A 19,943-nucleotide genomic window follows, 5' to 3' on the forward strand; every position below is an offset into this window, starting at 1 on the left:
ACTAGCTGGGGGTCACGGAGCGGCACCCTCCGGGCGCCCGCTGTGCACGCGCGGAGGCGTACAGGCACACGGCGGCGGCCGTGGCGAGGTTCAGGCTCTCGGCCTTTCCGTGGATCGGAACCCGTACGACCGCGTCGGCGAGCGCCCTGGTCTCCTCGGGCAGGCCCCAGGCCTCGTTGCCGAAGATCCAGGCCGAGGGGGTTCCCATGGTGCCCGCGTCGAGCTCGGCGTCGAGGTCGTCCGTGCCGGCCCCGTCGGCGGCCAGGATCCGCACGCCGGCCGCGCGCAGTCCCTCGACCGCCTGCTCCACGGGCACGCCGACGGCCACCGGGAGGTGGAAGAGGGAGCCCACGGAGGCGCGTACCGACTTGGGGTTGTACAGGTCCACGGAGGCGTCGGTCAGCACGACGGCGTCGGCTCCGGCGGCGTCGGCGCAGCGCAGCACCGTACCGGCGTTGCCGGGGTCCCGGACGTGCGCGAGGACGGCGACCAGCTTGGGCCGCGCCGCCAGGATCTCCTCGAAGGGCGAGTCCAGGAAGTGGCAGACGCCGACCAGGCCCTGCGGGGTGACCGTTTGGGAGACCTCCGCGAGCACCTCGTCGGAGGCGTAGTGGACGCGGGCTCCGGCGGCGTACGCGGCGTCCACGATGTCGGCGTAGCGCTCGGCGGCATCCACGGTCGCGAACAGCTCGATCAGCGTGGACTCGCCTCCGGCGCCGCGGTGTTCCACGGCCTCGCGCACGGCCTGCGGGCCCTCGGCGATGAAGCGGCGCTCCTTGGTGCGGAAATTGCGTCGCGCCAGTCGCCTGGCGGCGGCCACCCGGGTGGACCGGGGGGAGATCAGCTCGGCGGGGGTGCCCATGGCGGTCGGCTCGCTTCCGTACGTACAGCGGGTGGAACTAGACGAACTCGGTCGGACTCGGTCGAAATCGTTGATCAACGCACCGGACCCGCAGGCGCGAGGCCTGCGGGTCCGGGCAAGTTACTGCAGCCTTGAGGGCGTGCTGCTTAGGCAGCGACCTTCGGGGCGTTGACGTCGGCCGGGAGGGCCTTCTGCGCGACCTCGACCAGCGCGGCGAACGCGTTGGCGTCGTTGACGGCCAGCTCGGCGAGGATCTTGCGGTCCACCTCGATGTTGGCGGCGTTCAGACCCTGGATGAGGCGGTTGTACGTCATGCCGTTCTGGCGGGCAGCCGCGTTGATGCGCTGGATCCAGAGGCGACGGAAGTCGCCCTTGCGCTTCTTGCGGTCGTTGAAGTTGTAGACCAGGGAGTGGGTGACCTGCTCCTTGGCCTTGCGGTACAGGCGCGAACGCTGACCGCGGTAGCCCTTGGCCGCCTCGAGGATTGCCCGGCGCTTCTTGTGCGCGTTTACTGCCCGCTTGACGCGTGCCACTTTGTACTCCTTGTAGCGGGGCCGTGGATGACTTCACACGACCCGAATTCGATGGGGTCCCGGTCTTGACGTGCTCCCGCTCCCGGAAGGGGAGCGGAGGACGTCACTTGCCGAGAAGCTTCTTGATCTTCGCGGCGTCGCCGGGGGCCATCTCCGCGGTGCCGGTCAGGCGGCGGGTGACACGGGACGACTTGTGCTCGAGCAGGTGGCGCTTGCCGGCGCGCTCGCGGAGCACCTTGCCGGAGCCGGTGATCTTGAAGCGCTTCTTGGTCCCGGAGTGCGTCTTGTTCTTCGGCATAGCGCCGTTATCTCCTCGTCGGTGGCGCCCCCACCGGCCCTGGTGGGGGCCGGCTCACGGGAGCGTCATGTTGTATCGGTGATCCGAGACGGGCTGCCTCGGAATCAGGCCTGGGCAGAGGCCTCGTCCGAGGCGGCTGCCTCGTCGGTGCCGGCCTCGGCCGCGTCGGTCGCCTCGGCCGCTTCGTCGGAAGCGTCCTCCGCGTCCACGTCCTCGGCTTCGAGTGCAGCGTTCTCCGCCTCGAGCGCGGCGTCGGCGGCCAGGGCCTCGTCACCACTCTCGTCGCTGACCGCAACACCCTGGCGCTCGGCCTTGCGGGCGGCCTGCGCCTCGCGGGCTTCGGCCATCGCCTCGGTCTTCTTCTTGTGCGGACCGAGAACCATGATCATGTTTCGGCCGTCCTGCTTCGGGTTCGACTCGATGAACCCGAGGTCCTCGACGTCCGAAGCCAGACGCTGCAGCAGTCGGTAGCCGAGTTCCGGCCTGGACTGCTCGCGACCACGGAACATGATCGTGATCTTGACCTTGTCGCCCTGCTTGAGGAACCGAACGACGTGACCCTTCTTGGTGTCATAGTCGTGCGGGTCGATCTTCGGCCGGAGTTTCATTTCCTTGATGACCGTGTGCGCCTGGTTCTTGCGCGCCTCACGGGCCTTCATGGCCGACTCGTACTTGAACTTGCCGTAGTCCATGAGCTTGCAGACCGGCGGGCGTGCGGACGCCGCGACCTCGACCAGGTCGAGGTCGTACTCCTGCGCGAGCTCAAGCGCCTTGGCAAGCGGCACGATGCCGACCTGCTCGCCACTCGGGCCGACGAGTCGTACCTCGGGAACGCGAATCCGGTCGTTGATGCGGGGCTCGGTGCTGATGGATCCTCCTCGGTAGCACCACACGGCTGCCTGGAGGGCAGCCGCTGACGTTTTTCCGTCAGACCGACCGCGGCGGGGAAATGAAAAAAGCCCCGCCGGGCACAGACGAGGGCTCCAATACAACCGGAGCACCGTCGCGTGCGAACCGCGGGGCGCAAAATCGGGCAGCTTTCCATCGTCCGTACGGAACGATGGATACCACCAGACCGGTGACCCGCCTCCCGTGAGGGTGGCTGGGTGGGAGAATCGGAGCCTCCACTTGTGGGCCGGGCACATAAGTGTCCGGCCGGTCGAAGTACATACTAGCACCCGCGGTGCAAGCCCGCCGCACCGCATATCGTGGGGCACATGACTGACGCGACGCCCTCCGGTTCCCCCACTGACGCTCCCGACTACGACGACCTGACCCGCGACATCGCGGACGTCCCGGCCGTCGAGGTCATCACCACGGTGGCCGTCCACCTGCTCAGCGCGGCGGCCGTCAACCTGGGCCTGGACAAGCCCGACTCCGAGCACAAGGACCTCGACGAGGCCCGCAAGCTGATCACCGCCCTGGCCGGGCTGGTCACCGCGAGCGCCACCGAGATCAGCTCCTTCCACGCCGCCCCGCTGCGCGACGGCCTGAAGTCCCTCCAGCTCGCCTTCCGCGAGGCCTCGCTGGTGCAGGACGAGCCGGGGCAGGGCCCGGGCGAGAAGTTCACGGGTCCCGTGTACGCGTAACTCCGCGGCCGGCAGGAAACAGAACGCGAAGGGCGCCTCCCCGTCTCGGGAGGCGCCCTTCGCGTTCCGGTGTTCCTGCCGGTCCCCGGTTCCGGGTTCAGCGCGTGAAGAGCGGCTCGCCCGGCGGGACCGGGGCGCCCTCCGGGAGCAGTGCCAGGTCCAGTCCGGCTACGAGGCGTGCGCGCAGGGTCTCGTCGGCCGCCAGGGCCTCGGCCACCCGGCGGGCGGCCGCCGCGGCCTGCGGACCGGCCGCCAGCACGATCGCCAGGGTTCCGTCGGCGTCCGCGCCGCCCGGGCCCAAGTGGGCGCCGAGTACGGCCGGCTCGGCGCTCACGACGGCCCGTACGGCCTCGCGCACGGCGGGGTCGGCGAGCGGGCCGGCGTCCGTGCGGCCCTCGGCGAGCGCGAGCAGCGCGGGGCCCTCGAGCTGGTACGGGACCGGCCCGGACAGGTCGAGGACGATGGTGTCGGCCTTCTCGTGCGCGGCGGCGGCCAGCGCCTGGTGCAGCGGCACCGCGACCGGGCGGGCAGCCGGGTCCCACAGGGCCAGCGAGGCGATGGAGGTGAAGGCGGGCAGCGCCCGCCGGTCCCCCGCCCGCAGGGTGGGCACGGCCATGTCGCTGGTCTTCTCGCGCTTGAGTCCGGTCTCGGGATCGGTCTCGACCTCGCCGAGGACCGCGACGACGGGAACCAGCAGGCGGGCGTCCTTGAGGGCCGCCAGCACCTCCGGCTGCCTGGTTCTGTCCTCGGCCCAGGCGGCCAGGGCCGCGCTCAGCCGGGAATCGGCGGAGCCGTCGTCGTCGGAGAAACCGGGGTCCGGGATGTTTTTGTTCAACACAGCCTTGTTCAACTCAGCCTTGTCCGCCACAGTCCCCCGAGCCTATCCCGCGTCGGGGTCCCGCCGTCCGGCCCGGGGCCGCCGGGCCAGTACGCCGGCCGCCGCGAGCAGTGCCAGCCCCGCGGCCACGCCCGCCGGCGCTCCGAAGCGGGCCCAGGGCCCGGGGTCGGGCACCGGGTCGGGACCGGGGCCGAAGTAGGGGCTCCCGCCCGCGACGGGTGCGGGCAGCACCGGCTCGGGGGACATCTCGTCGGCGGCCTGGAGGGCGGCGACCGGGTCCACCAGGCCGAAGCCGCGGGAGTCGTCGCGGCCGCCGGGCGGGGAGCTGGAGGCGGTGTCCTCCAGCAGGTTCTTGATCTGCGCCGGGGACAGGTCGGGGTGGGCGGCCTTGACCAGGGCGACGGCGCCCGAGACGAAGGCGGAGGCGGCGCTGGTGCCCCAGCCCTCGTAGTAGGAGCGGTCCGGGTCGGCGATGACCACGCCGACGCCCGGGGCGCTGACGGTCGCGTACCAGCTGCGGGTGGAGAAGGAGGCCTTCTTGTTCTTGCGGTCGACGGCCGTGACGGCAATGACCCCGGGATAGGCCGCCGGGTAGGAGATGCGGTCCCCCGCCTTGCCGCCGTTGCCGGCGGAGGCGACCAGGACCACTCCCTTGGCGAGGGCGTACTGGACGGCCTCGTCCTCGGCGGCCTCGTGGTGGGCGGAGCTGCTGTCGTCGCCGAGCGAGAGGTTGATCACGTCGGCGCCGTGGTCGGCGGCCCAGCGGATGCCCTCGGCGAGGGCGCCGCCCTTGCTGTCGCGGGCCTTGTCACGGCCGGGGTCCCCCTCCTCGAGGATCACCCGGACCGGGAGGATCTTCGCCTCCGGTGCGATGCCGAGGACGCCGCCCAGGCGCTGGGAGCCGTGGCCGTGGCCGGCGATGATCCCGGCCATGGCGGTGCCGTGGCGGGCCCAGGCACGGTCGCCGCGGACGGCGCCCATGCCGACGAGGTCGGCGCCCTCCAGGACCTGGCCGGCCAGGTCGGGGTGGGTCGGGTCCACACCGGTGTCGAGGACGGCCACGGTGACCCCGGCGCCCTTGGTGGTGCCCCAGGCCTCGTCGGTGCGCAGGGCCAGCAGCCCCCACTGGCGGTCGCGGATGGCGTCGGCGGCGGCCGGCGGCGCGGCGGTGACGGCGAACAGGGCTCCGAGGGCGAGGGCCGCCGGAAACAGGGCGCGGCGGGTCATCGGGCGGCCTCCGGGGTCACCGTCGGGGCCTGTGACGACTGCGGGCTCTGCGGGCTCTGCGTCGGCTCCGCGGCCGGCCGGACCGGCTTGCCCTGCGGGGAGGTCGCGAGGGTGCGCAGGGTGCGTTCCACCAGTTCGCCGATGGCCTTGGCCTCGTGGCCGAGGCCCGCCTGGGCGACGCGTCCGCGGGCGTCCTCGGCCATCTTGTCCTCTGCGGGGCTGGGGGCGTTGAGCCGGCGGCCGTCGGCGAAGGCGGAGACCGTGTAGACGACGACCGGGGCTTCGGCGACCACGGAGGCGGTCCAGGCGCCGCGGCGGTTGTCGCGGAATCCGTAGCCGGTCGGAGCGGGCAGCCGGCCGCGCAGCGAGTCCATGGCGGCGGGGGCCTCGGCGGGGGTGAAGACCATGCCGACGGTGACCAGGGAGCTGCGGGTGGCGTCGGTGTAGGTGGCGCGGAGCACGCGGGTGCACCCCGTCGCGGCGAAGAGGGCCTGCCAGTCGGCGCCGAGCGCCTCGGGGCAGGCGGCGTCGGCGGCCGGGGTGATCCGGGTCCACGTGCGGTCTGCGCCGCCCGGCCCGGCGTCCTGGCCGTCGAGGACGAGCGGGAAGAGGGTGTCGACGGGGGTGTTGTGCCAGAGGGACGCGGCCTTGCGGTAGGACTCGGCGGGGTCCACGGGCCGGTGCGCGGCCTGGTGGTCGGAGACCGCCTTGTAGCCGGCCGCACCGGTGAGACCGAGGCCGAGGAGGCCGCACAGGGCGGCGGCGAGGACCGTTCCCGGGCGCCGCCGTGGCGCTACCGGGACCTGGTCGGGCGTGGTCAGGACCCCGCCGTGCGGTGTGGACGTACTCATCCGGCGGCTCAGCCCCCCGTTCCCGTCGGCTGCTGCCGTCTCCTACTTTACGCGCCCGTCAGCGCCTGAAACGTCGGCCGGGGAGGAGCGACAGTAAACACATCCGAACTGCCGTCTCAATATCCAAAAGGGGCATCGGGAGGTCGAGACCGAGATGTGACCGGAGCGCCCTGCCGTGCCTCTGACCTGGTAGGGGATCCGTCGGCCTCCGTGAACCCCTACCCACGAGTACACCCATCTGGCAGGCTGCCGCCCATGAACTCCCCCGCCGCCGACCGGGCCCGTTACGACCGGGCCACCGCGCATCTCGACGCTCCGCTCGCCCTGGTGGACCTGGAAGCGTTCGACGCCAACGCCGACGATCTCGTGCGTCGCGCCGGCGGGAAGCCGGTCCGGGTGGCGAGCAAGTCCGTACGCTGCCGTGCGCTCCTCGAACGGGTGCTGGCGCGGCCGGGGTTCGCCGGGATCATGTCCTACACCCTCGCCGAGTCGATCTGGCTGGCCCGCTCGGGCTTCGAGGACGTGCTGCTCGCCTACCCGTCCGCCGACCGGGCCGGCTTCGCCGAGCTGGCCGCCGATCCGAAGCTGGCCGCGGCGGTCACCGTGATGGTCGACGACCTCGCGCAGCTGGAGCTCGTGGACCGGGCCCGTGACGGCGGCGCCCAGGAGATCCGGGTCTGCCTGGAACTGGACACCGCCCTGCACCTCCTCGGCGGCAGGGTGCGCGTCGGCGCCCGCCGCTCCCCGCTGCGCGAGCCCGCCCAGCTCGCCGAGCTGGCCCGCGCGGTGAGCGCCCGGCCCGGCTTCCGGGTGGTCGGTCTGATGGGCTACGAGGGCCACGTGGCCGGGGTCGGCGACGCGCTCGCGGGGCGTCCCCTGAGGTCGCGCGCCATCCGGCTGATGCAGGGCGCGGCCCGCAAGGAGCTGGCCGCCCGCCGGGCCGAGGCCGTACGGGCCGTGCGCGCGGTGGTCCCGGACCTGGAGTTCGTCAACGGCGGCGGCACCGGCAGCGTCCAGCAGACCGCCGCCGAGGACGCGGTCACCGAGATCGCCGCCGGGTCGGGGCTGTACGTACCGCGGCTGTTCGACAACTACACCTCGTTCAGCGGCCGCCCGGCGGCGCTCTTCGCCCAGCCCGTGGTCCGCCGGCCCGGGGTCGGGGTGGTCACGGTTCTCGGCGGCGGGTACCCGGCCTCCGGCGCGCCCGGCGCGGACCGGCTGCCGGTGCCGTACCTCCCCGAGGGGCTGCGCTACGACCCGCAGGAGGGGGCCGGCGAGGTGCAGACCCCGCTGCTCGGCAGCCCGGCCGACGATCTGCTGATCGGCGACCGGGTCTGGTTCCGGCACGCGAAGGCCGGTGAACTGTGCGAGCGCTTCGACACGTTGCACCTGGTCCAGGGCGACCGGGTGACGGCCACCGCCCCGACCTACCGGGGCGAGGGCCGCACCTTCCTCTAGAGCCGCCTAGAAGACGGAGTCCGCCTGGTCCGGGATGACACTGGCGTCACCCCGGAGCACGGGCCCCGGCGTGCCGTCCCGGCCGGTGAAGCCGGTGGTCGCGCACGGGTAGGGCGTGGCCTTCTGCTTCTTGGGCTGGATGAACATCGGGTTCACGATCCACTTGCCGTCGCTGTTGTCGTAGGCGCGGCACATCAGCTCGTTCTTGTTCCGGTTCACGACGAGCCGCAGCACGGTCGCGTCCCGCAGGAACGAGATGTCGGTGTCGGAGTCGCCCGCGGAGAACACCTGGCGGCGGGCGGCCGGCTGGACCTTCTCGGCCGCGGCGCCGCGGACCCCGAAGATCTCCTTGTTGATCCAGCAGCGCTTGCCGTCGATGTACGTGATCATCGTGTCGGCCCCGTCCGCGACGGACCCGCAGCCCCGCAGGTGGGAGGTGAACTTCCCGCCGTAGGTGGTGGTGTTGCGGATGCCGATGACGTGCCCGGCGTCGATGCCCACGCCCTCGGCCCACACCTCGACGACCGGCTGCGGCGAGGCCGAGCTGATCCAGACGTCGAAGCCGGCCTTGCGCAGGGCGCCGATCAGCTCCTTCTGCTGGTCGTAGTACCGCACCCAGCCGGTGACGGCGGTGGAGCCGACCTGCTGCTTGGCGTCGACCGGGGCGGCGAGGTTCTCGGCCCGCGCGGCGGCCGTGAAACCGCGGATCTCGCGCGCGGTCCAGCCCTGCATGAGCTGCGGCAGCCAGGCGTAGGCGGGCTCGAAGGTACGGCGGTCCCAGCCGGCGAAGGCGGGGGCGCCCGCGCGGGTGGCGGCGGTGCCGTAGACGGCGTTGATCTCGTCGGCGCAGCCGGCTCCCTCGGGGGTGCCGGTGGGCAGCGGGGCGCCGGGCCGCGCGAGGGCGCCGCAGGCCTCGGCCAGGGCCCGGGCGGCGGCCGGGGTGAGGTGGCGGCTGGTGGCGGCCCAGTCGCCCGCGGCGGGCTGGCGGATCTTGCCGTTGCGCAGTAGCCAGAACATCTGCGCGTCGCCCACGTCGTTCTTGACGACGGTGTTGTCCCAGTCGAAGACGGCGACGGGCTTGTTGCGGTTCGGCCGGTACGGGTTGCACGTCCCGTAGTCGTCGATGAGCTGCTGGAGCCGGGCCTGGTTGTCTGCGTACCAGGGGGCCCCGGCCGTCTCGAGCTGCGGGGTCGTGCAGTGGCCGCCGGGGTGGGCCTGGGCGGTGGGGGCGGCGGCCACGAGGGTGCCGGCGGCTATCGCGGCGGCGGCGCCGACGGCCTGGAGCCGCCGCAAGGAGCTGGGTCGGGTCACTGAGGTGGGTTCTCCTGGTTCTTTCACGATCGTCGCGGACGGTGGAGCACGGCAGCCGGGCGTCGTGCGACGCCCGGCTGCCGGGTGGGTGGGGGGAGGCGACGGCTTAGAGGGGAGTGACGTACGCGCCGGAGATGCCGCCGTCGACCAGGAAGTCGGTGGCGTTGATGAAGGAGGAGTCGTCGCTGGCGAGGAAGGCGACGGCGGCGGCGATCTCGGTGGGCTCGGCGAACCGGCCCAGCGGGATGTGCACGATCCGGCGGGCGGCGCGCTCCGGGTCCTTGGCGAACAGCTCCTGCAGGAGCGGGGTGTTGACGGGCCCCGGGCAGAGCGCGTTGACCCGGATGCCCTCGCGGGCGAACTGCACGCCGAGCTCGCGGGACATGGCGAGCACGCCGCCCTTGGAGGCGGTGTAGGAGATCTGCGAGGTGGCGGCGCCCATCCGGGCCACGAAGGAGGCGGTGTTGATGATGGAGCCCCGGCCCTGGCGCTGCATGTAGGGCAGGGCGGCCTTGCAGCAGAGGTAGACGGACGTGAGGTTGACGTCCTGGACCCGCTTCCAGGCCTCCAGGCCCGTGGTGAGGATCGAGTCGTCGTCCGGGGGCGAGATGCCGGCGTTGTTGAAGGCGATGTCCACGGAGCCGTAGGTGTCGAAGGCGGTCTTGAACAGCGCCTCGACCTCCTCCGGGCTGGTGACGTCGACCTTGACGAAGGTGCCGCCGACCTCCTCGGCGGCGGCCTTGCCCGCGGTCTCGTCGATGTCGCCGCAGACGACGTTGGCGCCTTCGGAGGCCAGTCGGCGGGCCGTGGCGAGGCCGATGCCGCTGCCGGCCCCGGTGATGACGGCGGTACGGCCGACCAGGCGGCGGCAGACGATCTCTTCGGTGGGCTCGATGCTCATGTTCTTCAGGCCTCCGTGCTGATGAAGACGTTCTTGGTCTCGGTGAATGCGGTGAGGGAGTCGGGTCCGAGCTCGCGCCCGAGTCCGGACTGCTTGTAGCCGCCGAAGGGGGTCCAGTAGCGGACGCTGCTGTGGGAGTTGACCGACAGGTTGCCCGCGGCGACGGCGCGCGAGACGCGCAGCGCGCGGCCCACGTCACGGGTCCACAGGGAGCCGGCGAGGCCGTAGTCGGTGGCGTTGGCCAGGCGTACGGCGTCCTCCTCGTCCTCGAAGGGCAGGACGACGGCGACCGGCCCGAAGACCTCCTCGGTGGCCACGGCGGCGGTGGGGTCGACGCCGGTGACGAGGGTCGGGGGGTACCAGAAGCCGGGGCCCTCGGGGGCGGTGCCGCGGACGACGGTGAGGTCGTCGGTGACGTAGGACCGTACGCGGTCCAGCTGCGCCCGCGAGATCAGCGGCCCCAGCTGCGTGTTCTCGTCGTACGGGTCCCCGACGACCACCTTCTCGACCGCGGGGACGAGCAGTTCCATGAACCGGTCGTACGCGGAGCGCTGTACGAGGATCCGCGTTCGGGCGCAGCAGTCCTGCCCGGTGTTGTCCAGGAAGGACATCGGGGCCGCGGCCGCCGCGGCTTCCAGGTCCGCGTCGGCGAAGACGATGTTGGGGTTCTTGCCGCCGAGTTCGAGGGTCAGGCGCTTCACCCGGTCGGCGCACTTGGCCATGATCCGCTTGCCGGTCCGGGTGGAACCGGTGAACACGATCTTGGCCACCCCGGGGTGCTCGACGAGGGCGTCGCCCGCCACCTCGCCCCGGCCGGGCAGCACCTGGAACAGGTGCTCGGGGAGTCCGGCCTCCAGGGCGAGCTCGGCGAGGCGCAGCGCGGTGAGCGGGGTGGTCTCGGCGGGCTTGAGGATGACCGCGTTGCCGGCGGCCAGCGCCGGGGCCAGGCCCCAGGCGGCGATCGGCATGGGGAAGTTCCACGGCGCGATCACGCCGATGACGCCGAGGGGTTCGAGGAAGGTGACGTCGATGCCTCCGGCGACGGGGATCTGGCGGCCGGAGAGCCGTTCCACTCCCCCGGCGGCGAAGTCGAGCACGTCACGGACGTTGCCGGCTTCCCAGCGGGCGTTGCCGATGGTGTGGCCCGCTTCCCGGACCTCCAGCTGCGCCAGCTCCTCGATGTGCCCGTCGACGACCGAGGCGAAGCGGCGCAGCAGCCTGGCCCGGTCGCCGGGGGCGGCGGCCGCCCAGGCCCGCTGGGCCGCGGTGGCCCGTACGACGGCGGCGTCGACGTCGTCCCGTGTGGCGGCCGGGACGACGGCGACGAGTTCCTCGGTGGCCGGATTCAAGACTTCCAGCGCATCGGACACGTGGTGGCCTTTCAGACGTTCGGGTGCGGTGGGTGCGGTGGGTCCGGTATGGGGTGCCGCGGGACGGCGAGTGGCGGGACGGTCGGGTTCAAGACGGGCCCGGACCCCATCCCGGCCCCGGCCCCTGGCCTAGAGGCGTTCGAAGGACCGGCGCAGTTCCCAGTCGGTCACGGCGGAGTCGTACGCGTCCAGTTCGACGCGGGCCATGTTCCGGTAGTGGGCGACGACCTCGGGGCCGAAGGCGGCCTTGGCGATCTCGCTGTTCTTCCAGAGCTCGGCGGCCTCGCGCAAGGTGGTGGGAACGTGCGCGAAATCGGCGGTGTAGGCGTTGCCGGCGCAGGCCTCGGGCAGCTCCAGCCGGTTCTCGATGCCGTAGATCCCGGCCGCGACCAGGCCGGCGACGGCGAGGTACGGATTGACGTCGCCGCCGGGCAGGCGGTTCTCGAAGCGCATCGAGGGGCCGTGGCCGACCACTCGGAGCGCGCAGGTCCGGTTGTCCACGCCCCAGGCGACGGCGGTCGGCGCGAAGGATCCCGGCCTGAAACGCTTGTAGGAGTTGATGTTGGGGGCGTAGAGAAGGGAGAAGTCGCGCAGCGCGGCGAGCTGGCCGGCCAGGAAGTGGCGCATCACGGGTGACATACCGCTGTGGTCGTGCGCGTCCGGGCCCTCGGCGGCCATCGCGCTGCGTCCGTCGGCGTCGTTGAGCGAGAGGTGGATGTGACAGGAGTTGCCCTCCCGCTCGTCGTACTTGGCCATGAAGGTGAGCGAGACGCCCTCCTGGGCGGCGATCTCCTTGGCCCCCGTCTTGTAGACGGAGTGCTGGTCACAGGTGGTCAGCGCCTCGTCGTAGCGGAAGACGATCTCGTGCTGGCCGAGGTTGCACTCGCCCTTGGCCGACTCGACGACCAGACCGGCGGCCTGCATCTCGTTGCGGATGCGGCGCAGCAGGGGTTCGACCCGGCCGGTCCCGAGGATGGAGTAGTCGGTGTTGTACTGGTTGGCGGGGGTCAGGCCTCGGTAGTCGGAGTTCCAGGCCTCCTCGTAGGTGTCCAGGAAGACCATGAACTCCAGCTCGGTGCCCACCATCGCGGTGTACCCGTGTTCGCCGAGGCGCTCGAGCTGGCGTCGCAGGATCTGCCGGGGCGCGGCGACCACGGGCGTGCCGTCGTTCCAGGCGAGGTCGGCGAGGACGAAGGCGCTGCCCGGGTTCCAGGGGATCCGGCGCAGGGTGGCGAGGTCGGGGTGCATGGCGAAGTCGCCGTAGCCCCGGTCCCAGGAGGACATCTCGAATCCGTCGACGGTGTTCATGTCCGTGTCGACGGCGAGGAGATAGTTGCAGCCCTCGGTGCCGTGCCGGAGGACCTCGTCGAGGAAGAACTGTGCGGCGAACCGCTTGCCCTGGAGGCGACCCTGCATGTCGGGGAAGGCCAGGACCACTGTGTCGATTTCACCGCTGGCGACGAGGGCGCGGAGCTCCTCGGGCGAAAGCGGCGGCTTGCGGTCTACCACGGGATGATCTCCTTCGGTGAGCCGAGTAGGCCTAAGGTATTGAATAGAACCATTGCTTGGGAAGGGGAGGAGCCCACATGACCGATACGGCGAGCGAAGGCGACGCGGTCGCCCGGCTCAATCCCGTGCTGCGACAGGTGCGGGCGGGCAACGGTTTCGAGGAGGCGCTGGAGCAGATCCTCCAGGTGGTCCGACTCGGACTGGTACCGGGCGGGGAACGGCTGCCACCGGAGCGCGAGTTGGCCGAGCGGATGGGAATCAGCCGGGTGACGCTCCGCGAGGTGCTGAAGGTACTCCAGGACCAGGGCCTGGTGGAGGCCCGGCGCGGGCGGTACGGCGGAACGTTTGTGCTGAACCGCCCCGACACCCCGGCCGGGGGCACCGAGGAGGAGCTGCGGCGCCGGGTCGCGGGCGTGGACATCGAGGACGTCCTGCGCTTCCGCGAGGTCCTGGAGGTGGGAGCGGCCGGCCTGTGCGCCTCCCAGGGGCTGTCGGAGCGGGACACCGACCGGCTGCTGGGCGCACTGACCGCCACCCACGACGCCCCGCTGCCCGACTACCGCCGCCAGGACACCCTCTTCCACCTCACCCTGTGCGAACTCGCCGGATCCGCCACCCTGACGGCCCAGTACGCGGCCGTCCGGGCCACCGTGAACGACCTGCTGGACTGCATCCCGCTGCTCGTGCGCAACCTGGAGCACTCGCAGCAGCAGCACAGCACGCTGGTGGAGGCGGTCCTGGACCGGGACCCGCGGGCGGCGCGCGAGGTGATGCGCGAGCACTGCTGCGGGACGGCGGCGCTGCTGCGGGGGTTCCTGACCTGATCCGGGCCCACCCGCCCCGCCCCGCTCCGACCCGACCGAGAGGCATTCGTAACCCCCGTTTAACGCAGGGGTCTTGCGCCCGCCACGCCCGAGCAGCAAAGGTACGCCCCACAACCATTGCCCTAGGCAGGAGCGCACATGGCCGACGACACCGGCGCACGGCTGGCAGCCGTGCCCGAACCCACCCCGTCCCCCGAGGCCGCTGTCCCCCAAACCCCCGGGAACGGCACCGACGGCTACCTGGAGCGCCGCACCCTGCGCCGCGGCAGCGCCGGCTGGCTGCTGCTGACCGGTCTCGGCGTCGCTTACGTGGTCTCCGGCGATTTCTCCGGCTGGAACATCGGCCTCGCCCAGGGTGGTTTCGGCGGCCTCGCCATCGCCACCGTCCTGATGGGCGCGATGTACGCGTGCCTGGTCTACTCCCTCGCCGAGCTGTCGGCGATCCTGCCCACCGCGGGCGGCGGTTACGGCTTCGCCCGCCGGGCGCTCGGCACCTGGGGCGGCTTCCTCACCGGCACCGCGATCCTCATCGAGTACATCCTCGCCCCGGCCGCCATCGCCATCTTCATCGGCGACTACGTGGAGTCCCTCAACCTCTTCGGCCTCACCTCGGGCTGGCCGGTCTACCTCGCCTGCTTCGCCGTCTTCATAGGCATCCACCTGTGGGGCGTGGGCGAGGCCCTGAGCTTCTCCCTCGTCGTCACCGCCATCGCCGTGATCGCGCTGGTCGTCTTCGCCGTCGGCGCCTTCACCCAGTTCGACCCCGCCAACCTCGACAACATCGCCGTCGACACCACCGCCGCCGGGGCCGGCTCCTGGCTGCCGCTGGGCATCCTCGGCATCTGGGCCGCCTTCCCCTTCGGCATGTGGTTCTTCCTCGGGGTCGAGGGCGTGCCGCTGGCCGCCGAGGAGGCCAAGGACCCGGTCCGCTCGGTACCGCGCGCCCTGTCGATCTCCATGGGCATCCTGGTCCTGCTCGCCCTGGTCACCTTCCTCGCCTCCACCGGTGCGCGCGGAGCCGACGCCATCAAGGACGCGGGCAACCCGCTCGTGGTCGCACTGGAGGGCGACCCGGGCCTCTCCTGGCTGAAGACCTTCGTCAACTACGCAGGCCTGGCCGGGCTGGTGGCCTCCTTCTTCTCCCTCATCTACGCCGGCTCCCGCCAGCTGTTCGCCCTCTCCCGGGCGGGCTACCTCCCGCGCTTCCTGTCCCTGACCTCGAAGCGCAAGGCCCCGTACCTGGGCCTGCTCATCCCCGGCGCCATCGGCTTCGCACTGGCCGCCGCCACCGGCAACGGCCCGCGCATGCTGAACATGGCGGTGTTCGGGGCGACCATCTCCTACGCGCTGATGGCCCTCTCCCACATCGTCCTGCGGCGCCGCGAGCCCGGCCTGGAACGCCCGTACCGCACCCCGGGCGGCATCGCGACCTCCACGGTGGCCTTCGTCCTCGCCCTCTCGGCCCTGGTGGCCACCTTCCTGGTGGACAAGGACGCGGCATTCATCGCGCTGGCCGTGTACGCCGTCGCCCTCGCCTACTTCGCGTTCTACAGTCGGCACCACCTGGTGGCCTCCGCGCCGGAAGAGGAGTTCGCGGCGCTGGCGGAAGCCGAGGCCGAGCTCTCCCGCGACTGATCCCCACCCACTGCCCCCTCCGGAGGAACCCCCCGTGCCCAGGCCGCTCATCGGCATCACCACCTACGTCGAGCAGTCCACCCGCTACGGGGTGTGGGACCTCCCGACGGCCCTCGCCCCCAGCGGGTACTACCGGCTCGTCCAGGCCTCGGGCGGCACCGCCGTCCTGCTGCCTCCGGACGAACCGGAGGCGGCACAGGAGGTGCTCGGCCGGCTGGACGGCCTGGTCGTGGCGGGCGGACCGGACCTGGACCCGGTCCGGTACGGAGCTCCGCGCGATCCCCGTACCGGACCGGCGGCGACCGTGCGCGACGCGTGGGAACTCTCCCTGATCCGGGCGGCCCTGGCCTCGGGCATGCCCCTGCTCGGCGTCTGCCGTGGCATGCAGGCGCTGAACGTGGTCCTCGGCGGCACCCTGATCCAGCACATCGACGGCCACGTGGCGGGCCCGGGCGAGATCTCCTGGCACCCGGTCCGCCCGGTCCCCGGCACGCTGTACGCGGCGCTGGTCCCGGAGGAAGCGGAGGTCCCGACCTACCACCACCAGGCCGTGGACCGCCTGGGCCGGGGCCTGATCGCCTCCTCCCACGCCACCGACGGCACGGTGGAGTCCATCGAACTCCCCGCCCCCGCCCCCTGGACCCTGGGCGTCCAATGGCACCCGGAACTGGACAAGGACACCCGGGTCATGTCAGCCCTGATCACAGCAGCCGCCACCCGAACCCACCCCCCGTCCGGCACTTGAGCACCGCCGCCCGGCCCGAAGCCCCAGGGGGGCCGGCACAGCCCGGCACCCCCTCCTCAGCCCCTCCGGCACCTGAGGACCGGGACCCGAGGCGCGCACCCCCAGAGGGGCCGGGCAGAGCCCGGTGCCCCCTCCTCAGCCCGTCCGGCGTTTGAGGACCGGGTCCGGGCAGCGCCCGGGGAACGGTGGAAGGGCGGGTAGGGGACTTCGCCCCCGCAGGGCCATCGGCACGCAAGCGCCACATCAACACCCGGCGCGCGCCCCGTCAGCGCAAGGTCAGCGCCGCGTCAGCGCGAAGTCAGCGCCGCGTCAGCGAGAGCAGATCCCGCGCGGGCCCCGCCGGCCGCGCCCCCGCGGGCCACACCGCGCGGAGCTCCCGCTCCAGCCCCGCCCCCAGCACGGGCACGCACACCAGCCGCCGCCCCGCGAGCTCGTCCCCGACCGCCAGTTCCGACAGCACGCACGGCCCGGCCCCGCTCACCGCCGCCGCCTTCACCGCGGTGGTGGAGGCCAGTTCCAGCAGCGGCTCCGCCAGCCCCCCGCATCCGGCCAGCGCCGCGTCCAGGACCTGCCGGGTCCCCGAGCCCCGCTCCCGCAGGATCAGCGGGGTGGCCGCCAGCTCCGCCGGCTCCACCCCGCGCGTGCGCCGGGCCCAGGGATGCCCGGGGGCCACCGCCACCACGAGGCGGTCCTGCGCGATGACCACCGAGTCCAGTCCCTCCGGCACGCTCAGGCCCTCCACGAAGCCGAGGTCCGCCTCGTGCGCCAGTACCCGCTCCGCCACCACCGCCGAGTTCCCCGCGTGCAGGGACACCGCCGTGTCCGGCCGCTGCCCGCGCAGGGCGATCAGCCAGCCCGGGAGCAGGTACTCCGCGATGGTCATGCTGGCGGCGACCCGCAGCCGGGAGTCGCGGCGGCCCCGCAGCGCCTGCGCGCCCGCGTCGAAGGCCTCGGCCGCCTCCACGACCCGCCGGGCCCAGTCCGTGACCAGCGCACCCTCCGCGGTCAGCGTCGACCCGCGGGGGGAGCGGTCCACGAGCGCCACCCCGAGCCGGGTCTCCATCGCCCGGATCCGGCTGCTGGCGGCGGGCTGGGTGATCCCGAGCCGCCGTGCGGCGGCGCTCAGACTGCCCACGCGCGCGACCGCGAGCAGCAGTTCCATGGCCCCCAGGTCGGGGACCCGGTGCGCCAGCGGCGCCTGCCCCTCCACCCACTCCTCATGACCGTACCCATTACCCATAACTTCAGTTTATGCCCTCATAGGAAGAGACCCTCTGCCGTCCGGCCCCGCCCGGCGGGACGCTGGACCCATGGTCACCACCCTCGTACGCCCCGGTCCCACCACCCCCGGAACCCCCGTCACCCCCGCCGCCCCGGCGATCCGCAGCGCCGGAACCCACAAGGCCCCCTCCCTGCGCCACCTCGGCCCCAACTGGTACGCCTCCGTGATGGGCACGGCGATCATCGCCAATGCCGGCGCGACCCTCCCGTACCAGCTCCCCGGCCAGCGCGTGGTCTGCCAGGTCTTCTGGGTGCTGGCCGCCACCGCCCTCGCGGTCCTGCTGACCGCACGGGCCGGCCACTGGCTCCACCACCGCGACCAGGCCCGCGCCCACCTCCTGGACCCCGCCGTGGCCCCCTTCTACGGCTGTCTCTCGATGGCCCTGCTGGCCGTCGGCGGCGGCGCGCTCATCGTCGGCAAGGACCTCGTCGGCGTCCCCGCCGCGGTGGCCGTGGACACGGTCCTGTTCACCGCCGGCACCGCGATAGGCCTCCTCGCGGCCGTCGCCGTTCCCTACCTGATGGTGGTCCGCCACAAGGTGGAGGCCCACCAGGCCACCCCCGTCTGGCTGCTCCCCGTGGTCGCCCCCATGGTCTCCGCCGCGCTGGGCCCCCTGCTCATCCCCCACCTGCCCGCCGGCCAGGCCCGCGAGGCCATGCTGCTCGGCTGCTACGCGATGTTCGGCCTCAGCCTGCTCGCCACCCTGCTGCTGCTCCCCCTGATCTTCGGCCGGCTGATCGTCAGCGGCCCCCTCCCCCTGGTCCTCACCCCGACCCTGTTCCTGGTCCTGGGCCCCCTGGGCCAGTCGACCACCGCGGTGAACTCCCTCGCGGACATGGCACCCCAGTCGATGGCCGGCCCCTACGCGGGCGCCTTCTCTGCCTTCGCGGTCGTCTACGGGGTCCCCGTGATGGGATTCGCCCTGCTGTGGCTGGCACTGGCCGCGGCGATGCTGCTGCGGGCCGCCCGGAACGGCATGGGGTTCGCCATGACCTGGTGGGCGCTGACCTTCCCCGTCGGCACCTGCGTCACCGGGGCCGCCGGGCTGGCCCGGCACACCGGCCTCACCGCCTTCTCCTGGCTGGCCGCGGCACTCTTCGCGGCCCTGCTGACCGCCTGGCTCCTGGCCGCGGCGAACACCCTGCGCGGCCTGCGCACCGGCCGCCTGCTGGCCGCACCCCGCTAGGGACGAGGCCCGCTAGAGCGAGGCCCGCAGGGCCGCGGCCAGAGCCGCCGGCGCCCCGGCCAGCGAGGGGCCGTACCAGGTCAGGTGGCGGCCGTCGACGAACGCGGCCGGGATACCGGGAAAGGCCTCGGGCCCGTCCCCGGCGGTGAAGCGGTACGGCTCGTCGGGGAACACCACGAGCTCGCAGCCGGCGGCGGCCAGCTCGGCCGCCGGGATCCTCGGGTACCGCTCCGCATGCCCGGCGTAGGCGTTGCGCACGCCGAGGCGGGCCAGCAGGTCCCCCGCGAAGGTGTCACGGCCCAGCACCATCCAGGGCCGGCGCCAGACCGGCACGAAGGCCGTCCGCGGCTCCCCGGCCGGCTCCACGCGCGCCCACGCGGCCTCCGCGTCCGCGAGCCACCGGGGCCGCCCCAGCCCCATGGCCCCCACCAGCACCCGGTCCAGTTCACGGAACGCCTGCGGCAGGTCCCGTACCTCGGTGACCAGCACCTCCAGCCCGGCCGCCCGCAGCGCCGCCAGGTCGGGAGCCCGGTTCTCCTCCTCGTTGGCGAGGACCAGGTCCGGGCGCAGCTCCGCGATCGCCCGTACGTCGGGGTTCTTCGTCCCCCCGATGCGCACCGCACCCCCCAGGTCGGCGGGGTGCGTGCACCAGTCGGTCACCCCCACCAGCGCCCCGGGCGCGCTCACGGCCACCGCCTCGGTCAGCGACGGCACCAGCGAAACGACCCGCATCCGGTCAGTGTCCCGGGGAGGGCGGTTCGGAGGTCGCGTGGATGTGTTCGCCGACCGCGACGATCAGGATCCGGGTGTCCTCGGTGACGGCCCGCCAGCGGTGGCGCACCCCACCGGACAGGAACAGCGCGTCGCCGTTCTCCAGCCGGTACGCCCGCCCCTCGGCCTCCACCTGGCAGGCGCCCGAGACCACGTACATCAGCTCGTCGTTGCGGTGCTGGTACTCGCGGCCCGCGTCCTGGTCCCCGGTGAACTCCAGCGCGTGCAGCTGGTGGTGCCCGCGCACCAGGGGCCGTACGCCCGGGACGGGGGTCAGCGCGGAATCGTCGCCGGCCCGCACCAGGTCCACGGTGCGCGCGGTGTCGGAGGCTGCCAGCAGCTCGACGGCCGTGGTCTCCAGCGCGTCGGCGACCCGCTCGAGGGACCGCATGCTGGGCCGGGCCCGCTCGTTTTCTATCTGGCTCAGGAAGGGAACCGAAAGTCCGCTGCGCGCGGACACGGCGGCGAGGGTGAGGTGCAGGGCACGGCGTCTCTTGCGCACGGCCACGCCCACCCTGAGCGGTTCCTTGGAATCCTTGTCCCGGTCCCGCTCCTTGTCGTCCGCGCCCGTCGTCGCTCCGCGTCCGTTCTTCCCGTCGGTGCCGTCCCTGTCGTCCATGGCGGGGCTGCCCTCCCCTTGTTCCGGGTGGTCCGGTCCATCGCACATCGCACATCGGTGTGCTGTAAGCACCTTACGCAGCAACCGGCTCCGGTTTCGCGCTCAAGAGCAGAGGAGGCCGTACCTGCGCCACT

At 72.7% G+C, this 19,943-nt stretch carries 20 protein-coding genes; 6 read left to right on the forward strand and 14 right to left on the reverse strand.

Annotation, left to right across the window (positions count from 1 at the left end; genetic code table 11):
- Position 1: 1 nt before the first annotated feature.
- The 4 genes from ACFYM0_RS22245 to infC all read right to left on the reverse strand — a co-directional run bounded on the left by ACFYM0_RS22245 (position 2) and on the right by infC (position 2,586).
- Entirely contained in the window at positions 2-862 is an 861-nt protein-coding gene (locus ACFYM0_RS22245; protein WP_388503896.1) for a TrmH family RNA methyltransferase, read from the reverse strand.
- Between the two features lie 146 nt (positions 863-1,008).
- Positions 1,009-1,395 carry a 50S ribosomal protein L20 gene (rplT, locus tag ACFYM0_RS22250; protein ID WP_214948116.1) on the reverse strand — a complete coding sequence of 129 codons (387 nt, stop codon included), beginning with the start codon at positions 1,393-1,395 and terminating at the stop codon, positions 1,009-1,011.
- Positions 1,396-1,498: 103 nt separating this feature from the next.
- Positions 1,499-1,693, reverse strand: coding sequence for a 50S ribosomal protein L35 (rpmI, locus tag ACFYM0_RS22255; RefSeq protein ID WP_030157249.1), 195 nt, complete (start codon positions 1,691-1,693; stop codon positions 1,499-1,501).
- A gap of 104 nt (positions 1,694-1,797) precedes the next feature.
- A complete protein-coding gene (gene infC / locus ACFYM0_RS22260; protein WP_388503900.1) occupies positions 1,798-2,586 on the reverse strand; it encodes a translation initiation factor IF-3 in 789 nt (262 codons plus the stop codon).
- Positions 2,587-2,910: 324 nt separating this feature from the next.
- Here infC and ACFYM0_RS22265 point away from each other — a divergent pair, with 324 nt between their 5' ends.
- Positions 2,911-3,282 (forward strand): DUF1844 domain-containing protein, encoded by a 372-nt coding sequence (locus tag ACFYM0_RS22265; RefSeq protein ID WP_388503903.1) that lies wholly within the window; start codon positions 2,911-2,913, stop codon positions 3,280-3,282.
- Positions 3,283-3,379: 97 nt separating this feature from the next.
- On the opposite strand, the gene ACFYM0_RS22270 is transcribed toward ACFYM0_RS22265, so the two are convergent.
- The 3 genes from ACFYM0_RS22270 to ACFYM0_RS22280 are packed head-to-tail and all read right to left on the reverse strand — an operon-like array spanning position 3,380 to position 6,198.
- On the reverse strand, positions 3,380-4,120 hold the full coding sequence (locus ACFYM0_RS22270; RefSeq protein WP_388503906.1) for an SseB family protein: 741 nt from the start codon (positions 4,118-4,120) through the stop codon (positions 3,380-3,382).
- A gap of 42 nt (positions 4,121-4,162) precedes the next feature.
- Positions 4,163-5,347, reverse strand: coding sequence for a type VII secretion-associated serine protease mycosin (mycP, locus tag ACFYM0_RS22275; protein WP_388503909.1), 1,185 nt, complete (start codon positions 5,345-5,347; stop codon positions 4,163-4,165).
- The gene (locus tag ACFYM0_RS22280; RefSeq protein WP_388503912.1) at positions 5,344-6,198 is read right to left on the reverse strand and encodes a hypothetical protein; all 855 of its coding nucleotides are present in this window, start codon (positions 6,196-6,198) and stop codon (positions 5,344-5,346) included. Before ACFYM0_RS22280 ends, mycP begins: the two co-directional genes overlap by 4 nt.
- A 255-nt stretch (positions 6,199-6,453) precedes the next feature.
- Here ACFYM0_RS22280 and ACFYM0_RS22285 point away from each other — a divergent pair, with 255 nt between their 5' ends.
- Positions 6,454-7,656 (forward strand): amino acid deaminase/aldolase, encoded by a 1,203-nt coding sequence (locus ACFYM0_RS22285; RefSeq protein WP_388503914.1) that lies wholly within the window; start codon positions 6,454-6,456, stop codon positions 7,654-7,656.
- 6 nt (positions 7,657-7,662) lie between these two features.
- Here the strand turns inward: ACFYM0_RS22285 and ACFYM0_RS22290 are convergent, their stop codons facing one another.
- The 4 genes from ACFYM0_RS22290 to ACFYM0_RS22305 all read right to left on the reverse strand — a co-directional run bounded on the left by ACFYM0_RS22290 (position 7,663) and on the right by ACFYM0_RS22305 (position 12,747).
- On the reverse strand, positions 7,663-8,967 hold the full coding sequence (locus tag ACFYM0_RS22290; RefSeq protein ID WP_388503917.1) for a haloacid dehalogenase-like hydrolase: 1,305 nt from the start codon (positions 8,965-8,967) through the stop codon (positions 7,663-7,665).
- A gap of 106 nt (positions 8,968-9,073) precedes the next feature.
- A complete protein-coding gene (locus ACFYM0_RS22295; RefSeq protein WP_243334068.1) occupies positions 9,074-9,868 on the reverse strand; it encodes a 3-oxoacyl-ACP reductase in 795 nt (264 codons plus the stop codon).
- Positions 9,869-9,873: 5 nt separating this feature from the next.
- A complete protein-coding gene (locus ACFYM0_RS22300; RefSeq protein WP_388503919.1) occupies positions 9,874-11,238 on the reverse strand; it encodes an aldehyde dehydrogenase family protein in 1,365 nt (454 codons plus the stop codon).
- Positions 11,239-11,367: 129 nt separating this feature from the next.
- Complete coding sequence (locus ACFYM0_RS22305; RefSeq protein ID WP_388503921.1) at positions 11,368-12,747, reverse strand: glutamine synthetase family protein; 1,380 nt, start codon at positions 12,745-12,747, stop codon at positions 11,368-11,370.
- 77 nt (positions 12,748-12,824) lie between these two features.
- On the opposite strand from ACFYM0_RS22305, the gene ACFYM0_RS22310 reads away from it, so the two are divergent.
- From ACFYM0_RS22310 to ACFYM0_RS22320, 3 genes are all read left to right on the forward strand, one after another.
- The gene (locus ACFYM0_RS22310) at positions 12,825-13,571 is read left to right on the forward strand and encodes a FadR/GntR family transcriptional regulator (RefSeq protein ID WP_388503924.1); all 747 of its coding nucleotides are present in this window, start codon (positions 12,825-12,827) and stop codon (positions 13,569-13,571) included.
- Between the two features lie 138 nt (positions 13,572-13,709).
- Positions 13,710-15,206: an ethanolamine permease gene (gene eat, locus ACFYM0_RS22315; RefSeq protein ID WP_388503927.1), complete on the forward strand. Its 1,497-nt coding sequence runs from the start codon at positions 13,710-13,712 to the stop codon at positions 15,204-15,206.
- A gap of 34 nt (positions 15,207-15,240) precedes the next feature.
- Positions 15,241-15,951: a gamma-glutamyl-gamma-aminobutyrate hydrolase family protein gene (locus ACFYM0_RS22320; RefSeq protein ID WP_388503930.1), complete on the forward strand. Its 711-nt coding sequence runs from the start codon at positions 15,241-15,243 to the stop codon at positions 15,949-15,951.
- A 298-nt stretch (positions 15,952-16,249) separates the two neighbouring features.
- On the opposite strand, the gene ACFYM0_RS22325 is transcribed toward ACFYM0_RS22320, so the two are convergent.
- A complete protein-coding gene (locus ACFYM0_RS22325; RefSeq protein ID WP_388503932.1) occupies positions 16,250-17,191 on the reverse strand; it encodes a LysR family transcriptional regulator in 942 nt (313 codons plus the stop codon).
- Between the two features lie 70 nt (positions 17,192-17,261).
- Here ACFYM0_RS22325 and ACFYM0_RS22330 point away from each other — a divergent pair, with 70 nt between their 5' ends.
- A complete protein-coding gene (locus tag ACFYM0_RS22330) occupies positions 17,262-18,419 on the forward strand; it encodes a TDT family transporter (protein WP_388503935.1) in 1,158 nt (385 codons plus the stop codon).
- A 12-nt stretch (positions 18,420-18,431) separates the two neighbouring features.
- Here the strand turns inward: ACFYM0_RS22330 and ACFYM0_RS22335 are convergent, their stop codons facing one another.
- Both ACFYM0_RS22335 and ACFYM0_RS22340 read right to left on the reverse strand, forming a co-directional pair.
- Positions 18,432-19,151 carry a helical backbone metal receptor gene (locus ACFYM0_RS22335; RefSeq protein WP_388503938.1) on the reverse strand — a complete coding sequence of 240 codons (720 nt, stop codon included), beginning with the start codon at positions 19,149-19,151 and terminating at the stop codon, positions 18,432-18,434.
- 4 nt (positions 19,152-19,155) lie between these two features.
- Complete coding sequence (locus ACFYM0_RS22340; RefSeq protein ID WP_388503941.1) at positions 19,156-19,809, reverse strand: helix-turn-helix domain-containing protein; 654 nt, start codon at positions 19,807-19,809, stop codon at positions 19,156-19,158.
- Between the last annotated feature and the right edge of the window lie 134 nt (positions 19,810-19,943).

Origin of the sequence: Streptomyces sp. NPDC006487 (assembly GCF_042870555.1) — a bacterium.
Taxonomy (GTDB): Bacteria; Actinomycetota; Actinomycetes; order Streptomycetales; family Streptomycetaceae; genus Streptomyces.